Origin of the sequence: Streptomyces sp. NBC_01320, assembly GCF_035974375.1 — a bacterium.
Lineage (GTDB): Bacteria > Actinomycetota > Actinomycetes > Streptomycetales > Streptomycetaceae > Streptomyces > Streptomyces yanii.
In genome coordinates this window covers 955,101-970,863 of sequence record NZ_CP108390.1, presented here as the reverse complement: position 1 = coordinate 970,863, position 15,763 = coordinate 955,101, and the positions used below count along the sequence as shown (strand labels likewise).

Below are 15,763 nucleotides of genomic sequence, written 5' to 3'. Positions count from 1 at the left end.
TGAATAGTCGCAGTTCAGAGCCGGTTCACGAGCTCCAGCGGTCGGTAAAGTCGAGTACAAGCGTGGCGTCGACGCCGGCGTCATCAACCAGGGTCTCTTCTACCTGGCGTGGCTGATGGACCATCGCGCCGAGTTCGAGCACCTGGTCCGCGACCGGCTCGGGGTGACGGCCGCGTCCCAGGTCCTGTGGAGCGGCCCGCGTCTGATCTGTATCGCTGGCGACTTCACCCGCTACGACGTGCATGCTGTGCGCGAGCACCGGAGGTCGATCGACCTGGTCCGCTACCGACTCTTTGGCAGCGATCTGCTCGGGCTTGAGACAGTGGCCTCCGTGGGCTACGGCCTGCAGGTGGGCCGTCGGGCACGGCGCCAGGCGGTTGCCCGGGCGGCGGCCGGGGTCCAGGGCGCGTCGATGGTGGAGTTGGCGGGCGCGGTCGACGAGGTTCTGCTTGGGCTCGGGGACGGTGTGAACCGGGTTGAGCGCAAGACTTACCGGGCGTATCAGCGGCTGCGGAACTTCGCCTGCCTGTGCCCGCCGCAGCGGAGCAAGCTGCTGGTCTACCTGAAGGTCGACCAGAAGGACGTCGACCTCGTTCCGGGCTTCACCCGGGACGTGTCTGGTCTCGGTCACCACGGGACGGGCGACTTGGAGGTCCAGCTCCGTACGCCGAGGGACGTGGAGTGGGCGCAGGATCTGTTCCGGGCGAGCTACGCGGCGGCGTGATCGCTTGCTGTTGCCTGCCTCCTGGCGGGCTGCGCTCGTGTCGTGTCTGCGGTCGTAGGTGGAACCCTTCGACGTACGGGAGGGCGTGGCGGTGGACTATCTATGGTGCGCGGGGTCGCCGGTTTGGCCAACCGGCGACCCCGCGCTATCTTGCCCGGCTCTCGTAGGTCGCTGGTCGGTGTGCCTGGTGACTGAATCGGCTGCGAGCAGAGGCGGTTCGCAACACGGGCGGCTAGACACACGACTTGGACCACGAGCGAGCGAACCACAGCTGGCCGCTCTTCACCGTTGGTCGTCGAGGGGACGCGCCTTCTCGGACATCCCTCCCGACAACGCGTCCTCCGTTAGTCGTCGGCGGCTTCGTCACCCTGCTCTTCGGGCGGCGCCGACCGCCGGTACTGAGGGTGGTCGAGGTCGAGCTGTTTGGCTGCGTGCAGGGGCACGGGATAGCGCGAGCGGTCGGACCAGGCGATGGTCTGGTGGCACAAGCGCGCGGTCGCCCGTACGAGCATCTTCCGGTCGACCCCATCGGCCACACCGACCGGGTAGATCTCGGTCGCCGTGATCGCCCACCACGGCGTCTTGAGCTCGTTCGTCTCCCGCTCCCCCTCCTCCCCACCCTTGCCCGGGTCGGCGTCCCAGCGGGTGATGGTTTTACCCAGGTCTCCACCCTTGGCGTGGTAGTTGCGCGGGACATTGAAGAGGACCCAGAAGGGGTTACCGAAGTCGACGTCGGCGCGGTGCAGCTTGGCCGATGCGAACGTGATGGACTCTTTTTCGGTTTCCGGGTCACTCTCGCGGGGGACAGGGACGTACTGAGGTACCTCGTCATCGGCGATGTTCATGCGGATGACCGCGCTTGGCTTCTTGCGCGGTGCGTTCTTGCCTTTGCCGTACCCCGGCAGCCAGGTGCGCGGATCGGTGATGTCCTCTTCCTGGTAGCTCTGATTCTCGTTGTGCAGGCCCGTCCACATCCGTCGGCAGGCGTGCCCGTCGACCATGACGACATAGCCCATGCCGGGTTCCAGCTCGTCGCGGACGAGGCTGGAGAGGGCGTCTTCGACGTGTGCTGCTGCTTCCGCCCAGCGTTCCTTGTCCGTCTCGCCCTTGCCGTCGACGTGGAGTGCGTAGTCACTGGCGTGGAAGGCGGCGATTGCCTCCCGGTAGGGCACCCAGGCCCCGATTTGGGGCGTCCACGCTCGCATCGTCCAGGCGTCGCCCTCCTCCTCCGGCGGGAACAGGGCTGTGGCAACGATGATGCGTTTGGTGTGCTTGCCATCGGCGGTCTTGGCCTGCCGGCGGGCGTGGATCCCGCAGTAGACGAGTTTCCCCGCCTCGTGGCCCTTCCTGTCCTTCGCGATGGCCCGCGCGAGGCGCTGGTCGACGATCCCGAGTGAGCGGTACAGGTCGAGGAGCGCCATGTAAGCGGCGTGGTCTTTCCCCGGCTTCGGAGGACTGATTTCTGTTGCGGGTTTTCCGAAGGATCCCGGTTTCATTCCCGCGGTGAACTGGCAGACGAAGTCCTTCTTGGCTAGGAAGCGGCGGACTTGGAACTTTCCGTCATAGCGCTCCCTGCGGAGAAGGAAGGCGTTTCGCTTCTCTCCATCCTTCTTCTTCAACGCCGGGATCTCGGTTTCGCACCAGACGCCGACCATTACCCGCGACTCGCTGTCGGCGAAGTCGTCTTCGAGCGATTTGAACTCCACGGTCCGATTGATGTCGTCGCCGTGTGACAGGAAGCGCTCAGCCTGACGGAACACCACGCTGATGCCGGGAGCGAGGAAGACCTCCTCACCTGCCTCAGGATCGCCGATGGGCGAGCCGTCCGGGAAGGCCAGGGACAACGCGTTGATCATGCGAAGGCGGGTGTTCCAGCGGTACCACAGGCATACGATCCGCAGGTGCTCGAAGCCCTGGGCCTTCACGGAAGCGGTGATCTCTTCGGGCGGGGGAAAGCCGATGGTGTGGAGGAGTTCGCCGGCCTCGATGCGGCTGGCACGCTCCTGCGGGGCCATCTTCTGTTTGTCCGTGGGGCGCGGCTCGAAGGTCATCGGTTCCACCGTGAAGTCGACCCAGGTGGCCTTCTCGCCCAGCACCTTGGAGACGTGTTCGGCCAAGAGTCGCAGGTGGAGGGTGCCAGGTCCCGTGCCGACAGCGAAGTTGTCGTTCTGCGGCATGAGCGGGCGGATGACGCCGGCGTCAGGGGTGATGAACGAGGGGAATTCCCCCTTCTCGGCGGCCTTTTCCAGCAGGCCCCGCTCTTCGGTGACGCGCGTCTGCAGTGCTTGCAGGACGCTGATGTCCATCTCGTCGCGTGCGAGCAGTTCCAGGGCGCGCTGGTTGACTGCGCGGACGACGCCGTTGCGTACCAGCTCGGTGTGCAAGATCGGAAGGCCGTCGCTGCCCTGGTAGATGTGCGTGGACTTGGCATAGACCATGTTGCTGTGGACGCGGGTGACGTGGGCGTCCAGGAAGATGACGGGGTGGACGACGTTGGGCTCGGTCTTCATGACCACCGAGAGTCTGGACATCGCGTACTGGGCCTTGGTGGCCTCGTTGACCTCGCTTGCGTCGTCACGGAGGTTGTACTTGCGTCCGAAGGGGTGATCCCAGGCGATGAGGCCGCCCCGGCTGTCGGGAAGGTAGGTGACTTCCCTTTTGTTCGGGTTGGCCTTCCAGCCGATCGTGCGGTTCTTGTAGACCTGTTCGCCGTTGGCGTCGAGCTTGGGGGAGCCGTCCTTCTCCTTGTCGGCGACCTTCTTGGTGATCGGGACGAGGTCGTAGATGGTGAACTTCTCTTGGGCGAGCTTCTTGGAGATCACCCAGGGCACGGCCACGTACATCCAGTCGGGACACTTCGGCTGCCTGCCCGGCACCGGCTTAAGGAGCCGCACCATGTCGAATTCCTGCTCGGGCGTCTTCGCGATGGCTTCGGCCACCGGCGGTACGTCGAGGAGGACGGCCTGGTCGGTGTTCAGCCCTTTGCTGTAGCCGACGACGCACCGGAAGACGTGGCGCAGGGTCTCGTCGTCAATCTTCTCCAGTGAGACCAGGAAGTTGAGGTACCGGTCGAGGTGGACGTATCCGCCGGTCTTGAACTTCAGGTAGGTCAGGGCGGTTGAGTACGGCAGGTTCTTCTTCTCGTCCGGATGCTGCTGGCTTTTCTGCTCGTCGTCTCCGTCGCCTTTCAGCTTCTCCCATTCTTCCCGCACGCTGCGCGGGAAGATCCGTACGTACACCTTCTGGCCCTCGACGAGTTCGGGGGTGCAGCGCAGGGTGAGGGTGCTCGGGAGATTCGCGGTGGTGTCGCTCAATGCTGTGATCTCTTTCGGGAAGAAGCGCTGGGCTATGCGGAGAGGGCGAGGTCGACGCCTGCGTAGGTCAGGAAGGCGTTGACCGCTTCGCCGTACAGTTCGGCCATCTGCCGGCGTTCTTCCGGCAGCCACCGGCCGGCCATGCGTTCGATGATGCTGGCCAGGTCGGAGCTCCACGTCTCGTCGTGGAAGGCGTAGTCCACGAAGTGCAGTTCCATGTTGGTACCGCCGCGTCGTGCTCGGCCGGCGAGCTGGATGAGGGACACCAGCATTCCGGCGACCATCTGTTCCTGGAGGACGAGGTCCATGGTCGACAGCTGCGGGGAGGAACGCAGAATGGTGGCCAAGTGGTCGCTTGCTGCGGTGCGAGCCGTCTGCAGAGCCTGGACGGGATCCGACGCACCGGATGCGGGCAACGAGTTGATGCCTGCGGCGTTGACACTGCCGTACATCCAGGTGGGATCGTCGATGATCAGTGGGGGCCTCACGCACAGGTAGATGGAGTGGATGGCTGAGCGGAGATTGACGACGATGTTGAGTCCTCTGGCGATGTTAGCCAGGGGGGCGATCAGGATGTCGCCGAATTGGGGGAATTCCTCGACCTCTTCGACGGTGATGCGGCGGACCAGTGACGGGTCGGGGAGGTAGCGGACGTTGCTGAGGCGGTCTTCTTCCCGGACGAGGACGCACACGCGGTGGGAGAGCCCTTTCGCCTTGGCGATGCCGGTGGCGATGTGGCCGCACTGTTCGTAGCTGTTGGCGGTGAGGATCACGCGGGCGCGGGTGCGGGTCGATTCCGATTTGGCCAGGCGCGTGAGTTTCCTCGACAGCTTTGTCTCGTACAGGCGTTCGCCGATTTCGCGCAGGGCTTCGGGCTTGTCGGAGGGGAACTGGCCGGCGATCGGGATGCGTTCTCCGGCCTTTCGGTGGCCGTTGCCGTAGGTGACGGCCGAGGACTCGACCAGGATGGATTCTTCCTGGGCGTCGGTCATCCACCACATCACGGGGGCGTGGACATGTTCCTTGACCGCCTGGGGGAAGTAGGCCGTGGCGGAGAGCCCGAAGACGGGCCGCTCCACGCCGGCGGTGATCAGTGAGACGAGTCCGCCGAGTTCCGACACGTAGGTGTGCGGGTCGCCGGCCATGTGCTGCGTGGAGAGCTTGGCGTCCTTCTCCGGGTTCTTCGTGCCGGTGACCCGGTAGCCGTTGATCGGCCTGCCGATTGTTCCGTGCGGAAGTACGTCGGCGATGCCGCCGGAGCGCATCGAGTCGATGATGCGGTTGGCGCTGAGCAGCCCGGAGTGACGCAGGGACTGGGCGGTGTCGCGCAGAACGGCGAGCGACACGTCCAGTTCGCTCATCAGCGTGCGGATGAGGAGGTGGTCGATGGCCCGGTTGCGTGTGCGGCCGTCGCTGATCATCGGAGCGAGGGCCTCGTGGAGCCTGAGTTTGAGCGCATCGCGCTGGTTGATGCCGCGCGGCGACACGACGGCCCCGAGGACGCTGCTAACTCGTTCCCACTCGGGGTCAAAGAGCATGGGTGTAGGAGCCGTCTCGTCGTCTTCGCCGAGGTCGGGTGCCGGTACCAGGGCGTTGAGCCGGTGGATGGCCTCGGCGGGAAGCGGCTGGCCGTCGCTGACCTGGTATTCGGGGAACAGGAGGCTGATGAGCTCGCGGTCCTTGGAGCGTGGCAGGCGCCAGCCCTCGTAGTCGTATTCGTGCCTCAGCCGCGGGACTCGGGCGTCGTCGTGGTGGTTGAGGCGGAATGCCTTGGTGCACAGGCCGGTCAGCAGGGACTCGGCCATGAGCCGGACGTGGCTGACCGGTTCGATGAGCTGATCCTCGAAGCGCAGAGGAAGATGCTTGGCCGCGGTGTCCAGGACCTGCGGTTCTGCGGTCCACGGGCGCCGGGAGTGCAGGTCGACCGTGGTGGCGCAGCGGTCGACGGCGACGGCCTGGAAGGCGTCCCTCTCTGTCAGCCTCGGGTGAGACGTCCCGTTCTGCGGGGTTAGCCTGAGAGGGCACGACAGGAGAACCGCCCCTTATGCCCAGCACTGAGCCCGTCGGGTCCGACCCGGCACCGAGGCCGAAGCGCCGTACCTTCACCTCGGAGTACAAACTGCGGATCGTCGCCGAGTACGACGCCGCGCCCAGGAACGAGAAGGGCGCGGTCCTGCGCCGGGAACGCCTCTACCACTCGCATGTCAAGGAGTGGCGGGCCGCCCGGGATGCCGGGGCCCTGGAAAACCTGGTCGACCGCCGGACCAGCCCCGCCCGCACGAAGAAGTCCGCCGCGGAGGTGGAGAACGAGAAGCTGCGACAGCAGGTGGAGCGGCTGCAGAAGGACCTGGCCCGGAACAAGGCCGCACTCGAGGTGATGGGAAAAGCCTCCGCGCTCTTGGAAATGATCTCCGAGAGCGCGGACTGAAACACGCCACCGACCCCGTGGTGGACACCGCGTTCACCGGCGTTCAGGGCCAGCTGGGCATCACGGCCGCGTGCCGGCTGACCGGCCGCTCCCGGGCCACCCACTACCGCAGGCTCAAGCCCCCGACCGACCGCACGCCCCGCTCCCACGTCCAGGCCCAGCCCTCGGCGCTGACGGATCAAGAGCGTGCGGCAGTACTGGAGTTGATGAACAGCGCCGAGTACGTGGAGCTGCCGCCCGCGCAGATCTGGGCCCGTGAGCTGGACGCGGGCCGCTATCACTGCTCGGTCTCCACGATGTACCGGATCCTGCGTGACAAGGGCCAGTCCGGCGAGCGTCGCCGTCAGGCCACCCACCCGGCCAAGACCGTGCCCGAACTGGTCGCCACCGCCCCATCCCAGGTCTTCACCTGGGACATCACCAAGCTCGCCGGACCGGCCAAGGGCACCTGGTACCACGCCTACGTCGTCATCGACATCTTCAGCCGCTACATCGTCGGCCACACCGTCGAACGCGCCGAATCAGCAGAGCGTGCCGAGGAGTTGATCCGGGACACCATCGAGCGCAACGGCATCGTGCCCGAGACCGTCCACGCCGACCGGGGCACCTCAATGACCTCCAAGAAGGTCTCTCAGCTGCTGATCGACCTCGGCGTCACCCGCAGCCATTCCCGGCCGAAAGTCTCCAATGACAACCCCTACAGCGAGGCCCATTTCAAGACCACCAAGTACATGTCCGACTACCCCGAGCGGTTCGATTCCCTGGCCCACGCCCGTGATTGGTTCGACGCGTTCATCGCGTACTACAACCACGAGCACCGGCACTCGGGCATTGGATGGCACACGCCCGCCAGCGTCCACTTCGGCACCGCCGAGGAGGTCCGCGACCAGAGAGCCGTCACGCTCGCCGAAGCGTTCGCCCGCCACCCCGAACGCTTCGGTCGCCGCCCCACACCGCCCGAGATACCCCAGCAAGCGTGGATCAACGACCCCGCCAAGCGCAGGGAAACCACACCACAGATCTCATAGCCACACAAATGTCTCACTGGACTTGAAATCCACCGCGTCGATCTCGTCGATGATGACGAAATCGCTGGCGCGGAGCACGAACTCGCGGACGGTGACGGACCGGACCGGGCGGCCGTCGATCTGGATGCCCACCCGCATGGTGCCCTGGATGAAGTTGTGGTGGTTGGTGACGATCACCGTGGCGTTAGCGGCCTGGTAAGCGGGGGTGAATTTGCCGCAGGTCGGGATCCAGGGGCAGGCCAGCATCTCTCCGCCGCCGCGCAGGCTCAGGCAGTTCTCCTTGCCGGGGCGGTAGATGCCGGCGGAGTCGAGCCAGTGCTGCTGTGCGCATCCATAGGCGAGGTGGTCGACGTCACGGCGGCCTCGCTTGCCCCATTCCCCGGGGGCGTCGGGGTCCTCCTTGACGAGGGCCGCGTGCTTGAGGGCCCGCTCGTGCCGTGAAGACGGCGACATCAGCGGAGCGCACGTCGCCAGGTGCTCGGTCTTGCCCGCCTCGTGCAGGATCTCGAGGTCGCGGCTGATGTCCCAGACGGAGGCGAGCGTGGCCTTCACATCAGGGACGAGGAGGGTGATGCGGTAGTCATTGAGCGCGGCCCACGAGCCCAGGAGACGGACCAGCACGGACTTACCGGTTCCGGTGGGCGCGTGGAAGATCTGGGTGCTGCCGGCCAGGAGGGCCAGCACGTTGACGGTGTCGGTGTCGCGGGCCTTGACCCGGTCGAGCAGGCCCGTCAGCACCTTGTGCAACCAGGGGCCAGCCTCTGTGTCCTCGTACTGGGTGTCCAGGAGCTGTGCGATGTCCTTGAGATCTTGGACGTAGACCGGGACCGTGCCGACGTTGGGCCGGGTGGTGAGGGCGGGAAGCGTGTCGTGGCCGAGGGGCTGGGTGAAAGCGGGAAAGCGGGGGATGGTCACGCGCCCGTGGACGATCTCGCTTCCCTCGGTGCGTTCACTCGTCTCGTACGTCTGGCCCGGCGCTGCGAACTCGTGGGGCTTGCGCCGGCTGCTCGGCCGCCGGTAGGGCGCGAGAAGGCTCTTGGTGTAGCCGAGGTAGTCCCCTCCCAACAGGGGGTAGGCCGCGGTGGCGGTGAGAGGATCACCGGCCAGGGTGAACAGCTGGAGGGTGGTCTCCTCGTCCTCCTCGTCGGCGCTGTCCATGGCGCCCAGGAGGATCCGCGCGGCGGAGGCGAACCGCTTTTCGTCGGCGAGGTCGGGGTTGCTGAGCTTCATCACCTCGGCCACGAGTAGGCGTTCCTCACTGCCCAGCTCATTCCACCTCTCCCATGCCTGGGGTTTGCAGCTGGCGAAGAACGCCGCGTGGCGGAAGGAGGCCAGCGGCTTGCCGTCGCCGTCCTGCTGCGGGAAGTAGTGGGCGGCCAGAGCCAGCGCGGCGCGGACGAAGGCGTCCCTGACAGTCATCTGGCTCATGCCCACCCCACCCCGGCGCTCTGGCAGACCATCTTGGCGAAGTCGGTCATGGTCGCGGCCTTCATTCCGTACTTGTGGCAGGTCACGGTCAGCAGGGGGATCTGGTCGGCTCGGTGGTCGGGAACGACGAGCCATTCGGCGCCGCCCTTGTCGCCCTCGTTGCGGTGCAGGCTTTCGGCCAGGACGCGGCCGTGGGTGTAGTCCTTCACATCCACGGTGAAGACGTGCGTGCTCCCGTCAGGGCCCTTGACCTCGATGCGATGGTCGTAGGCATCGCTCATCGGCCAGAGCCTGACGGCTTCGTCCACATCGGCCAGTGCGGCGGCCAGCCGCTTCCGCAGAACGGTGTGCAGACGCAGTTCGTACAGGCCGGGCACGCAGGTGTAGCGCCACACACCGCGCTTGAGGGCCAGATGCCCCTCAACCGGCTTCGCCTCCGGCACGGCACCGGTGGTGCCCAGCGCGAGCGCTGCCTCGTGCGGAGCCGGGGTGTCGGGGCTGTCCGGATGCAGCTGCGGCGCGTCTCCGGACGTGGGCCGGAACATGAAGCTGGCACCGGTATCGGCGTGACGGCTGTAGAGGCAGGCGACGCGGTAGTACTCGCGGCCCGCACTCATCCACTTGCTGATCTTCATGGGCCACTTGCACACCGTGCAGGGGAACCACCAGGTGCGGTAGACGGCGTGGTAGGGGATCGGCTCGTAGAAGCCGATCGCGTTGAGGGGCAGGCCGCGCTTGTTCAGCTCCGCGGCAGTGCCGGCCGGGCATTCCACCAGCGTGGTGCGGTCCTTGACGTACTGGGCGTCACCGCGGCCTTTGAGGATCTCGTACATCTGATCCTGGTCGATCTCGTCCTGAAGCTGCTCCTCGGTGAACCGCATCCGGCCGATCCGCCGAAGCCGCTTCAAAATCCGGTGCAGCTGGGAGGTCTCCCACTGCAGATCGAAGGCGTTCCCGGTGACGCAGCCCTCGGCGTCGACAACGGGAAAGTCGAGATCGCCGAAGCCGGACCGGTCCAGCCACGGCGGGAGCAGGCCGTCGATGGGACCGCGCAGCCTTCGGCGGAACTCGCCGAACGACAGCGGCACTCTGGGGCCGTACGCGGCGAGCAAGTCCCCGTGGTACCGCATCAGCTTTTCGGCCCGGTCCCTCGGGGTCAGGTCCGGTGCGGTGATCGTCTGACTGGCTTTGATGAAGGTGAAGTTGATCAGGCGGAACGCCTCGAAATGCGAGAACGTCAAGCCGTCATCATCGACATGGGTCGTCACGGGAGACGACGGTAGAGCACGGGTCTGACAATGCCCCCGGAACGGCCTCGGACCGCCCTAAATGATCATTGCGCTGGAGACGCCGCAGCTGGGCACATCTCCGTGTAGACGTGCAGGTAGGAGGCAATGTGCTGCCGCCCAAGAGCGGTGGTGTGCCACCGGTAATCGAGGGCGTGCGTTTCGCCCGGTGCCATCCGGGGACGTAGTTCGATGAAGCCTCTGCTGGGATGCGCCTGGCGCTTTGGCCGATAGCCGACAGCCAAGTAGAACAGGGACTTACCGGTCAGCTCGCTCTCGTGGAGACCCTCCGGGCCGGCTGCGGCGACACGCAGCAGAACGCCCCACAGCCATTCAGACAGCAGATGCGCGGGAGGCGCCGACTCCGCGGGCTCTCCAAGCCCAGCGCGGGCGCAGGCACGGCCGCGGCGCGTAATCTCCACCAGGGTCCGGTCTACCTCGCCGACTCCCGGAACCTCTACGCGGTCCTTGGTCACTTTGATCAGTCCCAGCCGCTCCAGGGAGTGGAGGGTGGCCCCGGCCCCTTGATCGTGGACGCCAGCGCTCCGCAGGCGCTGCTGAAGGCGCGTGTGGCCGACTACTTCGGTGGGTGCGTCGAGAGCGAACGGCAACTTCCGCCACTGCTTGGCCGGCGGAACCCTGGCCATGCCCCGCGGGCTGACCTTCTCGCCGGACTTGGCCAGCGTGATGGCGCCGGAGAACAGCTCGGCCGTACTGTCAGCGGTGAGATGTGTCATCGGACGGATACTCCTTCGCCCTGGGGCGACGCAGAGGCCGCGCCCGAGGCATCGTGGTGGACGGAGTCGGATGATCTGGCGGAGGTTTCGGCGCGCTGGGTGATGAGGTGAGCGACCTGGGCCGCGCTGTCGCCGCGCCACCGGCATACCGCGTCCATGGCCGTCTTCGGGGCGGGCGTGCCCGGTTCACGTAGTGCGGAGAGCGCTTCGGCGAGGTCACCGGCGTTGTGGCAACGGGTCGCGAGGCCGTGGCCGGCCAGGTCCAGCGTGCGTTCGCCCGGCGTGCCGATTTCGAGGACCGGGACGTCGAGCAGCGCGGCCTCGATCCCGCACGTCGAGTACGCACTCGTCAGAGCGTCGGCCCCGGCGAGGCAGCCCCGCGCGCCGACCCGCGGGTCGGCCACGGCCACGAGCGGCCTGCCGTCCCGCTTCAGCAACGCGGCGAAGGCATCGGCGCCCTGCGCCGGGTGCGGAGCGATGACGAGACCCCAGTCGCCGTCCGCCGCACTCAGGCCGTCCAGGAGGAGGTCCGCCTGGGCCTTGAGGCGACCGGGGCTGAACGGCTGACAGGCCCACACCGCGATCCGGGCAGGGGCGCGGCGGTTGCCCGGAGCCAGCACCTTCTCCAGGTACCGCCGCTGTGCCTCACGGCCGAGGCTGGCGAGCACGTCGAAGCGGGGCTGTCCCAGCACGTGCACCTCGGCTGCGGGGTGGCGCACCCACGCGCGGGCCAGGGGAAGATCCCGTTCGCCCATGACGACGATGTCGCGGCTGTGCAACGCCGGCCAGGCCACCGACTCCGCCGTCCACGCTCCGTGCTGGACGTGGACAGTGTTCGCGCCGTGACGCTCGGCCGCGTGCGCGGCCAGTGCGCCCAGCGGGCTGGTGTCGTTGCTCAGGAGGACGGTGTGCGGCCGGGTCGCGGCCAAGACGCCGTCGATCCAGCTCTCCGCTCGAAGGAGGGTCCGCCATGACGGCTGGGTGCACCCGCCGCTGGTTTCAAGGAGTACGGACAAGAGCCGTACGAGACGTGCGAGTTGGACGTCGTATCCCTTGACGCGAACGAGGTGCTCGTCGTCGGGCAGATGCAGGCCCTCTGCAGTGCCGGAGAGGGTGAAGAGGTCGCTCGGCGCCGAGCGCAGGTCGATGCCCGTGGCTGCCGGCGCGGGGCACCGCTCCGCCGGGTCGGTGGCGAGGTCGAGCAGGAGGCTCGTCCGTCCGCCGCGCTCCAGCTCGGCGAGCACTGGCATCAGGGTGGCAGCGTGGCGGGACGTCCAGGACAGCGCCACGACGTCTCGCTGCTGCAGGTCCGAGGGGAGCGGGCTCGATTCCGCGTTCGCCGTGCTGGAACGGGAGCGGTTGCGTAACTGGGCGGAGCGGGTCGGGTTGTACGGGGCCGCTGCTCCGAGCAGGTAGGCGATGCCGGACCAGGTGACGGAGTAGGCGAGGTACTCCCGCGAGCTGCTGGTGCGAAGTCCGACGAGCCCCTCGTACGGGGCGAGAGCCAAGGGCCCCGGAGCCGACGCGAACGGCTCCCAGGTATCCAGGGCCAGCAGCTTGCGCAGGATCTCGGCCACGAAGCGCCGAACGGGAACGTGCTGGACGTGCAACCAGCCAGCGCCTCCCGGTGTGGAGGCGAGCGCAGAGCCGTAGCGTTCCAAGGCGCCCATGACGTTCTCGACGAGAACGCGCAGCTCCTGCCGGTCGACGGGGATGGCCTCAAGCTCCCCGGTCCGGATGTGGTCATTCTCCACGTGGTCCAGGGCGCCGCTGCCGACGAGAGCCCATCGGGGCTGGCTGGCGAAGTCGGACCGGACCAAGCCCAGGCCACTGGTCGCGCGGGTGCTCACACCAGGCTCCCCTCGACGAACGGCTCTGCGGGGCGCAGCAGTTGCAGCAGCTCCTCCGGCGCGGCGGCGACTTCGGGTACGGGCGAGGTGGGCTGTCCATATCCCCACCCGGCATGAACGTAGGCGACACCGGCGCGGGCCGCCGATTCCTGGTCGACCGCCATGTCCCCCACGTACACGGCCGCGGCGGGGTCGACTCCGAGGTCGACCAGTGCCAGGAGGATCGGGTCGGGGGCTGGCTTCGCCCGGCCAGTTCCAGCGGGGGTGCGGACGGCGGCGAAGGGGCATCCGAGGTGCGCGAGGAGCGGGGCGGCGCGGTCGACGTGCTTCGACGTGACCACGCCCAGCCGCCAGTCGGCGGCCACGAAGGAATGGAGCACTTCGGCAACGCCGGTGAATTCGTGTGCGAGGTGTGCGGCGGCGACGGATTCCGTCTCGTACGTCCGGCGGACTGCGTCGATGTCGGCGACGCCCAGCCGCTGCATGATGTCGCCGAACTCGCGTCCCAGGTGACGCTCGTAGTCGGTGAACGGAAGGGTGATGCCGTGGGCCTCCTGGACTGTCCGCCACGCCTTCTGCATCACCGGACGGGTGTCGATTAGGACGCCGTCGAGGTCGAGAAGCAGTGCACGCTGCGCGCGGTCGGCGTGCTGGCTCTCGACGGCTGTGATTTCGGATGCGGCCGGAGCCGGTGGTGATATCGGGGCGGGAACGGTCATGGTCGTACTCCTCATCAGGGTGGCTAGGGGCAGCAAGGCGGCGCGACTCAGAGGGCCGAGACCGGTTCGAGTTCGCGGAGCTGGCGAGTGGACGCGCCGGTGCCGGCGGTCACAAGGTCCGGTGGCGCGGGTCGGACAGGAACAGTGCGGTGTGTCTGCCGAGCCAGCAGCGTTCCTGTTCGGCCCACCCGTTCTGGAGTTCTTGCACTTGTTTCTCGGTGAAGCCGCGTTGCCACGGCCTCTCGTCTGGTTCGCCGCCGCGCTCGGACCAGACACGAGCAAGGACGTACAGCTGCCCACCAGGGCGCAACCAACGGCGTGCGTCGACCATGAAACGCGTGTGGTCGATGAACGGCAGAATGTTGCGGCAAACGATGAGGTCGAGCGAACCGGGCTGCAGCCGGGGCGGGATCGACTCCGCGTCGAAGTCGTGAACGCCGTAGTCCAGCCGACCGTTGACGCCTTGCCGATGCGCAGTCCGGATCGCGACCGGCGAGAAGTCCAGGCCCAGTACGTCATAGCCCCAACGGGAGAGCTGCCGACTGAAGCTGCCGATGCCGCAGCCGACGTCGAGTACGGATGCCCCGGCGGGCGGGTCGACGTGCTGGAGGAAGCGGTCGGCCTCGGCTCGGTCACGAGGCGGTCTATGGCCCGGCCCTCGCTGTACCAGGTATCCCACTGGGCGGGGCCGAGGCGGTCCAATAGCGACGTCACGCTGCGTCCTGCGGGTCACTTGAATCCGGTGACGCCGCGTTTCCCGAAGCCGGCAGGCGGGAGAGCCGGTGGAAGCGGGAGAGGCCGAAGCCGCCACTCTGCACCTTGCCGGCGGGGACGGCGAAGAGACCGATCCCGGCCTCGCTAGGCAGTTCCGGGGCGGCTTCCTGGATGGCGAGGAGTACCTCGCCCTGCTCGCGGTGCGGCAGGAGCCGCGGTGCCCGGTCGGTGTGTCTCTCGAATGTCATGGTGGCCCCCTGATCAGGTGAAGTCGTAGGTGATGGCGAGCACGGCGAAGACGGCGGCGATGAGGAGGACCTGAGCGCTGATCTGTCTCCAGCCCCAGCCCTTCTCGTCCATCCAGCGCAGCGGACGCCTTCAAGTCGGCGCAGTAGGCTCCTCGGGGATCACGAGGTGCACGAACGCCTTGTACCGCTCGCCCAGATGCTTGATCACGGCGTGGTATTCGTCGTCATCGGAGCTGATGTTGTGCCGGTCGAGGACGATCACGCCCTCTGCGAATCCGTCTCGGATCTGTCGCTCGACTTCCCTCCATCCAGGGCGCTGCCAGGGGGGCGTGTAGACGCTCCGGCCCGTGCGAGAGCTGGGGAAGTACGTCGTGGGCACGGGTACGGCAACATCGTGGAGCCTTGCTCCTATCGCGTAGCCGTGCTGCTCGGCCTCGGCTTGGAGGGTGTTCCAGTCCTCGTCGGGGCTGGCCCCCGGACTCGGCACCAAGCTGTACGCCAGGACGCGGAGCTGCTGGTCGCTGTTTTGACGATCGCGCTTTCCGACAGCCTCTCGATGGAAGTGCTGGCGGAGCTTACGGAGCTGCCCATTGCGGGACTGGCGCTCCAACGGGTCGGGGCTGCGGTGCCGCCACCGGATCCGGTCATTGCCGGCATTCGGCCAGTCGCCGGACGACTGCACCTTCCGATCCAGGCCAGGGTCGGCCACGGGGCTCAACACGTCGGATCCAAGGTTGGTTACGTCGTGCGGCGACATGGGGGTGCCTCCGTAAGAGTGGGAATGACCGCATATGTAGTCCGGCCGTTGTCGGCCACGCCCCACCGATGTGACACGTCCGCGACTAGGAGCAGCCCTCGCCCGCCCAGGTCGTTGGCACCTGCGCGTCGTCGCTTGGCCGGGGTGGTGCTCCCGTCGGTGACCTCGATCCGAAGCTGGTGGTTGCCGTACCGCACCCGCAGCCGCACAGCCCCAGAGCCGTGGCTGATCGCGTTGGTCACCAACTCGGAGACGACAAGCTGGGCATCTCCTGCCGGGGTGTCCGGCAGAGCCCACTGCCTCAGCAAGGCCGCTGTAGTGCCTCGTGCTTGAGCGACGTGAATACTCGCCGGCGTCATGACCATCTCGAAGGCACGGGACGCCAGCGGAGACACGGCCGGTGCGCTGCCGGCGGCGGTGGTTCCGCCGTCAGCCATCCCAGGTTGGGGAGGCGTTGCTGCACGGTGCGTGGTCATGTGCCTATCGCACCGTGGTGTCGCGATCCGGAACAGGGGAAACCTAAGGGGGGA

General features: G+C 67.1%; 13 protein-coding genes and 1 pseudogene. 3 read left to right on the top strand and 11 right to left on the bottom strand.

What is annotated here, in order from left to right; genetic code table 11:
• Nucleotides 1-49 precede the first annotated feature (49 nt).
• Nucleotides 50-724: pseudogene (locus tag OG395_RS04885) on the top strand (DUF5655 domain-containing protein); the annotation flags it as partial.
• Nucleotides 725-1,068: 344 nt separating this feature from the next.
• On the opposite strand, the gene OG395_RS04880 reads toward OG395_RS04885, so the two are convergent.
• Nucleotides 1,069-4,038 carry an RNaseH domain-containing protein gene (locus OG395_RS04880; RefSeq protein ID WP_327241757.1) on the bottom strand — a complete coding sequence of 990 codons (2,970 nt, stop codon included), beginning with the start codon at nt 4,036-4,038 and terminating at the stop codon, nt 1,069-1,071.
• A gap of 32 nt (nt 4,039-4,070) precedes the next feature.
• Complete coding sequence (locus tag OG395_RS04875; protein ID WP_327241756.1) at nt 4,071-5,843, bottom strand: hypothetical protein; 1,773 nt, start codon at nt 5,841-5,843, stop codon at nt 4,071-4,073.
• 239 nt (nt 5,844-6,082) lie between these two features.
• Between OG395_RS04875 and OG395_RS04870 the strand changes: the two genes are divergently transcribed.
• Together OG395_RS04870 and OG395_RS04865 are read left to right on the top strand one after the other, a co-directional pair.
• A complete protein-coding gene (locus OG395_RS04870; protein ID WP_327241097.1) occupies nt 6,083-6,466 on the top strand; it encodes a hypothetical protein in 384 nt (127 codons plus the stop codon).
• 20 nt (nt 6,467-6,486) lie between these two features.
• Nucleotides 6,487-7,494 carry an IS3 family transposase gene (locus OG395_RS04865; protein ID WP_327241096.1) on the top strand — a complete coding sequence of 336 codons (1,008 nt, stop codon included), beginning with the start codon at nt 6,487-6,489 and terminating at the stop codon, nt 7,492-7,494.
• Here OG395_RS04865 and OG395_RS04860 read toward each other — a convergent pair.
• From OG395_RS04860 to OG395_RS04820, 9 genes are all read right to left on the bottom strand, one after another.
• Nucleotides 7,489-8,922, bottom strand: coding sequence for a hypothetical protein (locus OG395_RS04860; protein ID WP_327241755.1), 1,434 nt, complete (start codon nt 8,920-8,922; stop codon nt 7,489-7,491). The genes OG395_RS04865 and OG395_RS04860 overlap by 6 nt on opposite strands.
• On the bottom strand, nt 8,919-10,163 hold the full coding sequence (locus tag OG395_RS04855) for a restriction endonuclease-related protein (protein ID WP_327241754.1): 1,245 nt from the start codon (nt 10,161-10,163) through the stop codon (nt 8,919-8,921). The genes OG395_RS04860 and OG395_RS04855 overlap by 4 nt, the downstream gene beginning before the upstream one ends.
• Nucleotides 10,164-10,255: 92 nt before the next feature.
• Nucleotides 10,256-10,945 (bottom strand): hypothetical protein, encoded by a 690-nt coding sequence (locus OG395_RS04850; RefSeq protein ID WP_327241753.1) that lies wholly within the window; start codon nt 10,943-10,945, stop codon nt 10,256-10,258.
• Nucleotides 10,942-12,795 carry a hypothetical protein gene (locus OG395_RS04845; protein WP_327241752.1) on the bottom strand — a complete coding sequence of 618 codons (1,854 nt, stop codon included), beginning with the start codon at nt 12,793-12,795 and terminating at the stop codon, nt 10,942-10,944. Before OG395_RS04845 ends, OG395_RS04850 begins: the two co-directional genes overlap by 4 nt.
• Nucleotides 12,792-13,514, bottom strand: coding sequence for an HAD family hydrolase (locus tag OG395_RS04840; RefSeq protein WP_327241751.1), 723 nt, complete (start codon nt 13,512-13,514; stop codon nt 12,792-12,794). Before OG395_RS04840 ends, OG395_RS04845 begins: the two co-directional genes overlap by 4 nt.
• Before the next feature lie 109 nt (nt 13,515-13,623).
• Complete coding sequence (locus OG395_RS04835) at nt 13,624-14,193, bottom strand: class I SAM-dependent methyltransferase (protein ID WP_327241750.1); 570 nt, start codon at nt 14,191-14,193, stop codon at nt 13,624-13,626.
• A 31-nt stretch (nt 14,194-14,224) separates the two neighbouring features.
• A complete protein-coding gene (locus tag OG395_RS04830) occupies nt 14,225-14,476 on the bottom strand; it encodes a hypothetical protein (RefSeq protein ID WP_327241749.1) in 252 nt (83 codons plus the stop codon).
• Between the two features lie 130 nt (nt 14,477-14,606).
• Complete coding sequence (locus OG395_RS04825; protein ID WP_327241748.1) at nt 14,607-15,233, bottom strand: hypothetical protein; 627 nt, start codon at nt 15,231-15,233, stop codon at nt 14,607-14,609.
• A complete protein-coding gene (locus OG395_RS04820) occupies nt 15,215-15,592 on the bottom strand; it encodes an ATP-binding protein (protein ID WP_327249252.1) in 378 nt (125 codons plus the stop codon). The genes OG395_RS04825 and OG395_RS04820 overlap by 19 nt, the downstream gene beginning before the upstream one ends.
• Between the last annotated feature and the right edge of the window lie 171 nt (nt 15,593-15,763).